The sequence below is a fragment of the Pseudohongiella sp. genome, assembly GCF_040877505.1.
Classification (GTDB): Bacteria; Pseudomonadota; Gammaproteobacteria; order Pseudomonadales; family Pseudohongiellaceae; genus Pseudohongiella.
The window spans coordinates 1-9,004 of the sequence record NZ_JBBDNQ010000048.1 but is presented as its reverse complement, the minus strand read 5'-3'; the positions used below and the strand labels follow the sequence as shown (position 1 = coordinate 9,004).

The following is a 9,004-nucleotide window of genomic DNA, read 5'->3' as shown; positions in this document are numbered from 1 at the left end:
CAAGCGCGCACTTTATCCTGTCTGCTGACATTGATCTGACTGAGGCCACCAGAGAAGGTGGCGATTACTGGCATGGTGGACTGGGTTGGGAGCCAATTGGAGAGGCTAGCCCACTCGCTCCAATATTCAGCGGCAGCCTGAATGGCAACGGTTTTAAGATCATAGGGTTGTACATTAACCGTACTGCAGACAGTGTAGCCTCAGACAACATCGGACTCTTTGGCATGATCCGCGGAACGGCGACACTGACCGGTTTGGCGCTGGAAGCGGTGGAGATCACCGGCCGCAATTTTGTTGGTGGTTTGGTGGGTATTCTGACCTTCCAAAAATCCAGGATCGAGCAAAGTTATGTGACGGGCAGTGTGACTGGCACCGGAGGTTCGGTTGGTGGCTTGGTGGGTCAATTAAGCGCCAATAGTACCATCGATAACAGTTATGCCTCAGCAGCTGTGAGCGGTGCTGGTGGTTTGGCAGGTGCGGTCAATGAGGGCGCGATTACCAACAGTTACGCTACAGGCAACGTCAGCAGCAACGATTCATTCATCGGTGGTTTGGTCGGACGCTTAAACCTCGGCACGATCAGCAGCAGTTATGCCACTGGAGCCGTGAGCGGAGACGGTGATGTTGGCGGTCTGGTGGGAGCATTCGGTGGGTCAAGTAGTGATTCGATTACGAACAGTTATGCCACCGGAGATGTCACCGGCAACAGCAGAGTCGGTGGCCTGGTGGGTCGGTTCATTATTGGAGTCGTGAACAACAGCTACGCGATTGGCGGCGTCAACGACGGGGGTACCGAGATTGGTGGTCTGGTGGGCTGGCTTAATTTAGATAACGCAACAATCACCAACAGTTACTGGAACACCGAGACCACGGGGCAGGGCAGCTCGGCTGGCTCGGATGACGCGTTTGGCCTGACGACCGCTCAGATGCGTGTTCAGGCATCGTTTGCCGAGTTTGATTTCACGACTACCTGGCAGAACCAGCCGGGACTTTCCTTCCCCGCGCTGCGATCCGTTTTGCAGAGTCCCGCGCCGGGGTTGCTCGTTGCGCCGGACGCCCCGGTTATAGGCAGTCCGGCCAATCAGGCGGTGGACGTGGCACGTCAGCCGGTGCTGGACTGGAACGCCGCCTCAGAAGGGGCCATGACTAACACTTATGATTTGCAGGTGTCGGCTAACGAGACTTTCTCCTCTTATATCGTCAATCAGACGGGCCTCACCGACACCGAGTACGAGATAACCGCTGATCTGCCGGCCGGCGCCAGGATCTACTGGCGTGTGCGAGCGGTCAATGCGGCAGGCGAGGGCGCCTGGAGCGAAACCAGGTTCACCACCCGCCTCCTTGGAGCAGGTACTGAGATTGATCCCTTTCAAGTCGCCACGCCGGTGCAGCTGGATGCGATTCGCAACAGTCTGTCCGCGCACTTCGTACTCACCGCGGATATTGACCTGACAGATGCCACCAGAGGGGAAGGTGAGTTTGCGAATGGCGGAGACGGCTGGGAGCCGATTGGCTCAAGTTCTGCAGCATTTACCGGAAGCCTTGATGGTGACGAGTTCAAGATCACCGGCTTGCATATTGATCGTCCCCAAACATTTAATGTTGGTCTATTTGGAGTAAGTTCTGGAGCGGCACTGATCGGCTTGGCCCTAGAATCGGTGGACGTCACCGGCCGAAGTTATGTTGGTGGTTTGGTGGGCCGGGCAGATAGCATCAATGACAGGATTGAAAATAGTTACGTGACTGGCAGTGTGACTTCCCCCCCCCCTGCCTTTGGATTTTCGTTCGGTAACTCGGGTGGCCTGGCAGGGAGATTCTCCGGCACCATTGATAGCAGTTACGCCTCAGTCACCGTGACTGGAACCAGCTCTGTTGGCGGTCTGGTTGGTTCAACCCTCAACCAAAGTACAATCACCAATAGTTATGCCACCGGGGATGTCACTGGCAATAGCAGGGTCGGCGGCCTGATTGGTCTTTCCGATACGGGGACGGTGAGTAACAGCTACGCGATTGGCAGCGTCAACGACGGGGTTGCCGGAGCCGAGATTGGTGGTCTGGTGGGGGCTGGTGGTAATGAAGAAACAATCACCAATAGTTACTGGAACACGGACACCACGGGCCAGGACATCTCGGCTGGTGGTACTGGCCGGACCAGCGAGGAGATGCGTCAGAAGGCCTTGTTTGCCGGGTTCGGTTTTGATTCGACCTGGCAGATTCAGGAAGGGGTGGCGTTCCCGGTACTTCGAGGCAATACACAAAACCCGCCGCCGGGAGAGACGATAGTGACGCCTGCACTGCCAGCAACCTCGACACCTCCGGTTGTTAATGGCGAAACCCAGGGCGGCGTGTTCACCGGCAACGTCAGCATCAACCCGGGCGGTGTGCTTAATGGTGGCCAGATCACGGGCACCGTGCAGAACAGCGGCGAGATTCGGGGTGATGTGACACTTGGCGCTGACACTGTGATCAACGGCGGCAATGTGTCTGGCAATATCAGTGGCAATCCGCAGCAACCAGCTCAGATCAATGGCGCCAGGGTTACCTCCGGTGCCCGCCTGAACAATGTGGTCATTGGCAGTGATACGGTGCTGGACCCGGATGTGCAGTTGGGGCCAAACGTACGTTTTGCCTCACCTGATGCGATTCCGCCCGGTATCGATCTGACCAACGCATTGCCGTTCAGGAGCTGGGCGGGCGGTGACGGCCGTAACGTACCCGATCTGTCAGGCAATGTGCTGACGCCGGTGGACGGTTTCACACCCGAACGCACCATAGACTCATTCCGTGTGCCGGAAGGCTTTGAACAGGGCCAGGCCAGGCAGGACGGCGACACCGGTGAGCTGGTTATTATCAGTGGAAATGTACGCGCCACCGTATTGCCCGGCCGGGTACGCCAGGCCTCGCCTGATCAGGAAGAGGGCGTGTTCATCTCTGACGATGGCGATATCGTCTGGATCACCGCCGATGGCAAAGAGGTGACCAGCCAGCCGGTGGTGGCGAACCGGTCGGTGTTCAGCAACGTGCTGGGCGAACTGGGTCTTGAGTCGCAGTTTGGCGACAGCGCAAACCTGCGCCTGACCAACCCTGCCACCGGTGGCAACAACCTCGGCTTCCTGTCAGTCAGGCCGGAAGTGCTGTCATTCCCGGCGACGGCTGCCGAGGAAGAGGGTTTATACTTCCGGCCGGTGCCGGGTCTCAACGGCGCCTCTGTTGCCATCATGGTATTCAGAGATGAAGACGGTAACCTGATGCAGCAGGATCTGGTGCCGGTGCCATCCGATTGGCCGGCCTTAAAATCCAATCTGGCATCAACGCCGGGGCTCAGTGATGTGCGCATCGATACCCAGGGCATCTTGTCAGTGTCGGTAGATGGGCAAACGGTACGGGGTCAGATGCAATACGATGTGATTGCCGGTGACCCGGATGCCGACGACGTGCCTGCGGAGGGCTCTGTACTGACACCGGCGGGCGATGTTAACGGTGACGGTACCGATGATTTCCGGGTGCTGTACGCCGATGGCAGCAGCCAGCTGTTGCTGATTTTCAGCAATGCTCAGTAAGCCAAAGGTTATCACGAAGGGAGGTGCGGGCTGAGGGGCAGGTGGCAACGAGCGACCAATCAGGCCGCGCTTTTCCGCAGTGAATCTGCCCGAAACAGCGCGAGGATTGTCTGAATCCCGAGCGCAAAGCGCGAGGTTGAGTTCCGCAGCGCCGGGCAGATTCACGGAGGAAGCGGTCGGTCGCGACTGCCACCTGCCCCTCAGCCCGCACCGTCAAGCGAAGCCCCGAGCATGGAACAAAAAAAAGGGCCGGAAGTAACTGTTTATCAGATACCTCCGGCCCTTTTCCGATGAGCGTTTGAGAAAGTCCTATATCGCCTTCTTCATCGCCGTCATGTAAGAACGCAAGCGACGACCAACGATCTCGATCGGATGGTTGCGCAGGCTTTGGTTGACGGCGATCAGCTCGGCGTTGTCGACGTTGTTGTCTTTGACGCTGAGACCTTTGCCGATGACATCGGTGTCGACTTTCTGCATGAAATCCTTCAACAACGGCACACATTCGTGCGAGAACAGGTAACAGCCGTATTCAGCCGTATCGGAAATCACCTTGTTCATCTCATACAGCTTCTTGCGTCCGATCAGGTTGGCGATCAGCGGGGTTTCGTGCAGCGACTCATAATACGCAGACTCCTCGATGATACCGGCTGCGGTCATGGTCTCGAACGCCAGCTCAACGCCCGCTTTCAGCATGGCCACCATCAGGATGCCGTTGTCATAGTATTCCTGTTCGGAAATATCCATGCTGCCAGCCGTGGATTTCTCGAAGGCAGTTTCTGCGGTCTGCTCGCGCCAGGTCAGCAGTTTTTTGTCGTCATTGGCCCAGTCTTCCATCATGTCGCGGGAGAATTCGCCAGCGATGATGTTGTCCATGTGCTTCTGGAACAGCGGCGCCATGATGTCCTTGAGCTCCTGGGCCAGTGAATTGGCAACCAGCTTGGCCGGGTTGGACAGGCGATCCATCATGTTGGTGATGCCGCCGTGCTTCAGGCCTTCAGAAACCACTTCCCAGCCGTGCTGGATCAGTTTGGAGGCGTAACCGGCATCCACGCCTTTTTCGATCATGCGGTTGTAGCACAGGATGGAACCGGCCTGCAGCATGCCGCACAGAATGGTCTGCTCACCCATCAGGTCGGATTTGACTTCCGCGATGAAAGACGACTCCAGCACGCCGGCACGATGACCGCCGGTGGCAGCCGCGTACGCCTTGGCGATGTCCAGACCGTCGCCATTGGGGTCGTTCTCGGCGTGCACGGCGATCAGTGTCGGTACACCAAAACCGCGTTTGTACTCTTCACGCACTTCGGTACCCGGGCACTTGGGAGCAACCATGACCACGGTCAGGTCGTCACGAATCTGCATGCCCTCTTCCACGATGTTGAAACCGTGAGAATAGGCCAGACAGGCACCTTTTTTCATCAGCGGCATAACCTGTTTTACAACGGCCGTGTGCTGCTTGTCCGGCGTCAGGTTCAGGACCAGATCAGCCTGCGGGATCAGGTCTTCGTAGGTGCTGACAGTAAAACCGTTCTCTGAGGCGTTTTTCCAGGACTGACGCTTCTCGGCGATCGCTTCTGCACGCAGGGCGTAGCTGATGTCCAGACCGCTGTCGCGCATGTTCAGGCCCTGGTTCAGGCCCTGGGCGCCACATCCGACGATCACTACTTTTTTGCCCAGCAGACGATTAACGCCGTCAGCAAACTCGGTGCGATCCATAAAGCGGCATTTGCCCAGTTGCTGCAGCTGCAGGCGCAGGGGCAGGGTGTTGAAGTAGTTCATGTTGGTTTTCCTCGGGGCTGTTTATCCGGCAATTGTAAAATTCGGGGTGGATGATAAATGTTTGTCACGGTTGCGTAAAATGATATATTTGCAATTAACTATTTCACTAATCGCAATAACGGTGATGCCAATCTCTCAAGCACGCAAACTTTCAGGCCCTGAAGCCGTCAGGCAGGCGCTGTCATGGATTTAAAAGATCTCCGGTTGTTTCTCCATCTAAGCAAGACCCTGCATTTTGCCAGAAGCAGCAAAGAATTACATATCAGTGCGTCGGGCCTGACACGGGCCATACAGCGTCTAGAGGAAGAGTTCGGGGTTGCTCTGTTCGAGCGTGATAACCGCACCGTACGCCTGACCCCGGCAGGTTTGCAACTGCGCGACTATGCGGTGCCGACCCTGGATCAGTTGTTACAGCTGAAATCCGCTTTGCAGCGCGGCGGTGAAGATCTGCGCGGGACCCTCAGTCTGTTCTGTTCGGTGACCGCCAGCTACAGCTTCCTGCATGAGTTGCTGCAGCAGTTTCGCGCCGTCTATCCGCAGGTTGAATTGCAGTTGCATACTGGCGATTCGGCACTGGCGCTGGAGCGGGTCATGGCGGGGCAGGATGATATCGCCATTGCGGCGATGCCTGATCAGCTGCCGGAGTCACTGGCCTTCCTGCCGCTGGGCGAGTCGCCGCTGGTCTGTATCGGGCCGGTGTTGCCATGCCCGGTTCGACAGCTGCTGGAGCAGGGCAGGCACAGCGGTGAGTATGACTGGCAAGCGCTACCGGTGATCATGCCGGAGACAGGGCTGGCGCGCTCGCGCCTGGAGCAGTGGTTTGCGCAACGCGGGCAGAAGCCGCGGGTGTATGCCCAGGTCAGTGGTCATGAAGCCATGGTCAGTATGGTCAGCCTGGGCTGTGGTGTCGCCGTGGTGCCCAGAGTCGTTGTCGACAACAGCCCGGTCAGTGACCGCATCGAAATATTGCCGGTGATGCATGAGTTGCGACCGTTCACGGTGGGCCTGTGCGCGCGGCGCCGCAAGTTCGCCAATCCGTTGGTCAATGCGTTGTGGCAGGTCGCCGCTGCAGGTCAGCAATAGCGTCACCGATGTCTGCGAGCAGGTCTCGCAAGCGCCTGCCGGATGTGTATAATCAGAGCTTGAGATTTGTCAGGGGTAGGGTATGACGACGGAAAAAAATCCGCAAAATGACGATGCTAAGGATCAGGACGACAGCTTTATACCAATAGACGAACACGAAGAGTTTGTCTCGCAGGATGGCAAGAAAATCAGTCGCAAAGGCATTTATCTGTTACCTAATCTACTGACGCTGGGCGCCCTGTTCGCCGGTTTTTACGCCATCATTGCGGGCATGAACGGTAATTTTAATGCGGCCGGCTGGGCGATACTGATCGCGGCAATCCTTGATGGCCTGGACGGCCGGGTGGCGCGCATGACCAATACCCAGAGCGCGTTCGGCGCGCAGTTCGACAGCCTGGCCGATATGGTGTCATTTGGGGTGGCGCCGGCGTTGATCGTGTTCAGTTGGACGCTGTCGTCTATCGGGAATGCGGGCTGGGCGGCAAGCTTTATCTTCATGTCGTGTGCAGCGCTGCGACTGGCGCGTTTTAACGTGCAACTGGGCACCGTCGATAAGCGGTTTTTTATGGGGCTGCAAAGCCCGGTGGCGGCCGGTCTGGTCACCTTCGTGGTCTGGGTTGCCTATAAGTATGATATCCAGCCGGGCGTGTGGTTTTCCGGCGCAACGGCCGTGCTGACAGCGTTTGTGGGCCTGCTGATGGTATCGAACTATCGTTATTACAGCTTTAAGGAGATCCATTTCAAGGGTACAGTGCCCTACGTGGTGTTCCTGATGGCGGTGGTGCTGCTGGTGGTGATTGCTCAGCGTCCGCATGAAGTTTTACTGTTGATGTGTGTTGTTTACGCTATTTCCGGTCCGGTTATTGCGCTGTACCGAAAAATCTCGGTGCGCAAACGTAAAACCGAGAGCGATCCGGAAACGTAACAAGGTCCAGATTCTCGTGAAACGCCGGGCCGAAAGGGCCCTGCATCCGATGCCCGCCTGAGGGCGTGAGAGGTTTAACTATGTTGATCAAGTCAGCCCCGGACATCCTGTCGTCGGAGATTACGCCGGAGTCGGTTTACCGCAATCGAAGACAATTTATGGGTGATGCCCTCAAGTTTGGTGCTGCGGCCGGTGGCCTGGTAGCCATGCCGGGTGTCGCTTTTGGTGCCTCGGGTGATGGCTTGCGTGCCCGTGCCCCTGCTGACATGGAGCGTTCGGCCCCGGCCGCCTGGTGGCAGGACAAGTTTGCCAGCATCGAGGCCGCAGAGCGTGGCGGTCAATTCTGGACCGATGAAGATCTGACGCCTTACCGTGATGTCGTGACGTACAACAACTTCTACGAGTTTGGTACTGACAAGTCGGATCCCTTCCAGAATGCACAGAGTTTTGATGCCGATCCCTGGTCGATTGAGATAACCGGTGAGGTCGATAATCCCGGTGCCTACGACCTGGAAGATTTTATGAAGCCTCACCAGTTGGAAGAGCGCATTTATCGTCTGCGCTGTGTCGAGCGCTGGTCCATGGTGATTCCCTGGATCGGCTTCCCGCTGGCGGATTTGATCAAGCGGGTTGGACCCACATCCAAGGCAAAGTATGTCGCCTTCGAGACGCTGCTGGATCCGGAGCAGATGCCGGGTCAGCGTGGGCGCTTCAGTGTGATTGAGTGGCCCTATCGTGAAGGCCTGCGCATGGACGAAGCCATGAACCCGCTGAGTTTCCTGGCGGTGGGTTTGTATGGCAATTACATGCCGCCGCAGAACGGCGCGCCGATCCGACTGGTGATTCCGTGGAAATACGGCTTCAAAAGCATCAAGTCCATCGTCCGCATCCATTTCACGGACACTGAACCCGCGACTTCATGGAATATGCTGCAGCCCAGTGAGTATGGGTTCTATGCCAATGTGAATCCCGAAGTGCACCACCCACGCTGGCGCCAGGATATGGAAACGCGCCTGCCGACGACGTTGTTCAGCTCCGGGCGTATCGAAACCCGACTGTTTAACGGCTACGCCGATCAGGTCGCTCATCTGTATGAAGGTATGGATCTGGCGCGTTATTACTAAAGCGGCGGGTTCTTTCTGGATGGTCGTCTTTTGAGGTCGTTGTCACAGATCAAGGCACTGCGCAATCCGCGGCTCTGGCAGATTGTGCGTGCCGTCATCTTCGTTCTGGCGCTGTTGCCTTTTGTTTATCTGCTGCAGGGCGCAGTGCTCAACACGCTGGGGGCTGATCCGGCACGGGAGCTGGCGCTGGAGACCGGTCGCTGGGCATTGCGGTTTCTGCTGATGAGTCTGGCCATTACACCCCTGCGCGAATTGACCGGTTTGACCGGGCTGTTTCCCTTGCGGCGCACTCTGGGGCTGTTTTCGCTGTTTTACGCTGTCCTTCACTTTATCATCTACATGGTGTTTCTTCTGGAGCTGCGCTGGTCCGAGATCGGCAGCGATATTGTTGAGAGACCCTATATTACCGTCGGCTTTACTGCGCTGTTGATACTCGTCGCCATGGGTGTCACCTCGACCAAGGCCATGATGCGTCGTCTGGGACGACGCTGGAAGCAGTTGCATCAGCTGGTGTATCTGGCGTCATTACTGGC

Annotated in this window: 6 protein-coding genes; 5 read left to right on the top strand and 1 reads right to left on the bottom strand. The window is 57.1% G+C overall.

From position 1 onward, the window contains the following. Positions 1-224 precede the first annotated feature (224 nt). A complete protein-coding gene (locus WD071_RS17635) occupies positions 225-3,560 on the top strand; it encodes a beta strand repeat-containing protein (RefSeq protein ID WP_368049728.1) in 3,336 nt (1,111 codons plus the stop codon). Between the two features lie 309 nt (positions 3,561-3,869). On the opposite strand, the gene ilvC is transcribed toward WD071_RS17635, so the two are convergent. Further along, positions 3,870-5,339, bottom strand: a complete 1,470-nt coding sequence (ilvC, locus tag WD071_RS17630; protein WP_368049727.1) for a ketol-acid reductoisomerase — start codon at positions 5,337-5,339, stop codon at positions 3,870-3,872. A 183-nt stretch (positions 5,340-5,522) separates the two neighbouring features. Here ilvC and ilvY point away from each other — a divergent pair, with 183 nt between their 5' ends. The 4 genes from ilvY to WD071_RS17610 form a co-directional block, all read left to right on the top strand. Next, the gene (gene ilvY, locus WD071_RS17625) at positions 5,523-6,422 is read left to right on the top strand and encodes an HTH-type transcriptional activator IlvY (protein WP_368049726.1); all 900 of its coding nucleotides are present in this window, start codon (positions 5,523-5,525) and stop codon (positions 6,420-6,422) included. A gap of 82 nt (positions 6,423-6,504) precedes the next feature. Further along, positions 6,505-7,347, top strand: a complete 843-nt coding sequence (gene pssA / locus WD071_RS17620; RefSeq protein WP_368049725.1) for a CDP-diacylglycerol--serine O-phosphatidyltransferase — start codon at positions 6,505-6,507, stop codon at positions 7,345-7,347. An 80-nt stretch (positions 7,348-7,427) separates the two neighbouring features. Beyond that, on the top strand, positions 7,428-8,471 hold the full coding sequence (msrP, locus tag WD071_RS17615) for a protein-methionine-sulfoxide reductase catalytic subunit MsrP (protein WP_368049724.1): 1,044 nt from the start codon (positions 7,428-7,430) through the stop codon (positions 8,469-8,471). A 30-nt stretch (positions 8,472-8,501) separates the two neighbouring features. Continuing rightward, the coding region (locus tag WD071_RS17610; protein ID WP_368049723.1) for a sulfite oxidase heme-binding subunit YedZ at positions 8,502-9,004 on the top strand (503 nt) is incomplete at its 3' end.

Bases quoted from the DNA above. Each gene is read 5' to 3' on its own strand.
- msrP (WP_368049724.1), top strand. From the start codon at position 7,428: ATGTTGATCAAGTCAGCCCCGGACATCCTGTCGTCGGAGATTACGCCG.
- ilvY (WP_368049726.1), top strand. From the start codon at position 5,523: ATGGATTTAAAAGATCTCCGGTTGTTTCTCCATCTAAGCAAGACCCTG.
- ilvC (WP_368049727.1), bottom strand. From the start codon at position 5,339: ATGAACTACTTCAACACCCTGCCCCTGCGCCTGCAGCTGCAGCAACTG.
- pssA (WP_368049725.1), top strand. From the start codon at position 6,505: ATGACGACGGAAAAAAATCCGCAAAATGACGATGCTAAGGATCAGGAC.
- WD071_RS17635 (WP_368049728.1), top strand. From the start codon at position 225: ATGATCCGCGGAACGGCGACACTGACCGGTTTGGCGCTGGAAGCGGTG.